This window comes from Pseudomonas sp. Y24-6, from assembly GCF_020295325.1.
In the GTDB taxonomy this organism is placed as follows: domain Bacteria; phylum Pseudomonadota; class Gammaproteobacteria; order Pseudomonadales; family Pseudomonadaceae; genus Aquipseudomonas; species Aquipseudomonas gregormendelii.
The window spans coordinates 1-1,910 of the sequence record NZ_JACBXG010000036.1 but is presented as its reverse complement, the minus strand read 5'-3'; the positions used below and the strand labels follow the sequence as shown (position 1 = coordinate 1,910).

The 1,910-nt window shown below is 59.3% G+C and carries 1 protein-coding gene; it reads left to right on the top strand.

What is annotated here, in order from left to right:
• A partial coding sequence (locus tag HYI44_RS29090) for a tandem-95 repeat protein (RefSeq protein ID WP_225571203.1) occupies positions 1-1,910 on the top strand: 1,910 nt, incomplete at both ends.

The following is a 1,910-nucleotide window of genomic DNA, read 5'->3' as shown; positions in this document are numbered from 1 at the left end:
TTTACTCCGGCCGCCAACTACAACGGCAGCGTGCCAGTGGTTAGCTACACCGTCACCGACGGCTCTGGCTCTGACCTCACCTCGACCCTGAACATCAGCGTCACCCCGGTCAATGACCCGAGCGTCCTGACTGCGGATACCAAAACGGTCGATGAAGACAATGTTGCAACCGGCAACGTGCTCGGCAACGACATAGATGTCGACAACACTCTGAGTGTCGCGACATTCATCGTACAAGGCGTCACCGGTTCCTTTACTGCGGGTCAAGTCGCTACTATCGCCGGCGTCGGCACCGTGACTATCGCCGCCAACGGCGACTACAGTTTCACCCCAGCGGCGAACTGGAACGGCACTGCTCCGCAGATCAGCTACACCACCAACACTAATTCCATAAGCACGCTGGACATCACAGTCAACTCGGTCAACGACGCGCCGACCGTCAGCACCACCTCCGCCAGCGGTGATGAAGATCATCTGATTACCGTGCAGCTAGGCGGCAATGACATCGACGGCAGCGTCAACCATTTCAGCCTGACCAGCCTGCCAGCCAACGGCGTGTTTTATGCTGACGCCGCCGGGACGATCGCGTTGACCGCCAGCAGCGCGATCACCGCGACCGCCAACGGCGCAACGATTTACTTCAAGCCTACCGGCGACTGGAGTGGTACCACCCACTTCACCTACAGCTCGACCGACAACCAGGGCATGCCTTCCGCGTCTCCGGCAACTGGCACTATCGTCGTCGCGCCAATAACCGATACCCCAAGCCTGTCACTGACCGGTGGCGGTCTAGTCGTCTCGACTGACCTGCAGGAAGTCGTGCTGAAAAGTGCTCATGGCGACGTTGCTGTCAGCAAGCTCGGTAACGGCGTTTGGCACACTGACAACAACGGTGGCATGGTCGAAATCGGCAAGGCCAGCGTCTACGGTGCCGGCGGCGATAATCAGGTCATCGAACTGGAACGTAACTCCGGTGATGCGGCCAACCTCTACACCACCATTGATGCCCAGGCTGGTACCACCTACAACGTGTCGTTCGACTATGCACCGCGGGCTGGTGTAGATAACTCGCTCATCAATGTGTACTGGGGTGGCCAACTCATTGGCACCCTGAACACCGCGACCGCCGGCATGCAGCACTACAGCTTTGACATTCCGGTCACAGCCGATGGCAACCAGAAGCTCGAGTTCCGCGCCGGGGACAGCAACAGCTTGGGCGGCGTGCTGGACAACATCAATGTCACTCAAGTGCTCAACTCGGGCCTTGAAGACAACGCGATTCTGCTGTCAACCATCCAGGCCCACACCAACGACGCCGACGGCTCGGAAACACTCACTATCACACTGAGCGACTTGCCGACGGGTTCCAGTCTCACCGATGGCATCCACACCTTCAATGCAACCAACGGCTCGACCTCCGTGGACCTCGCGGGCTGGAACTTGTCCACGCTCAAGCTGACACCGCCGACAAACTTCAATGGCGACATCACCCTGACCGTAACGGCCACTGCCAAAGACGGCGATGCCCCAAGTGCCAGCACTTCACTGCCACTAGTTGTGCACGTTGCGGCCGTCGATGACGCAAGCTTGCTGCAGCTGGACCGGATCACCGTCGACGAAGACCATGATGCGATCGGCAACGTGCTGACCAACGACTACGATGTCGACAATGCCCTGAGCGTTACCGGTTTCACTGTGAGCGGGGTCAACGGCAGCTTCACCGCGGGCCAGACCGCGACCATTATCGGTGTCGGAACGCTGATCATCGCCAGCAACGGCGACTACACCTTCAAGCCGGCGGCTGACTGGAATGGCAACGTCCCACAGGTGACCTACACCACCAGCACTGGCTCGAGCAGTACGCTGAATATCAGCGTCACCCCGGTCGATGACAGCTTCACCGATGCCAG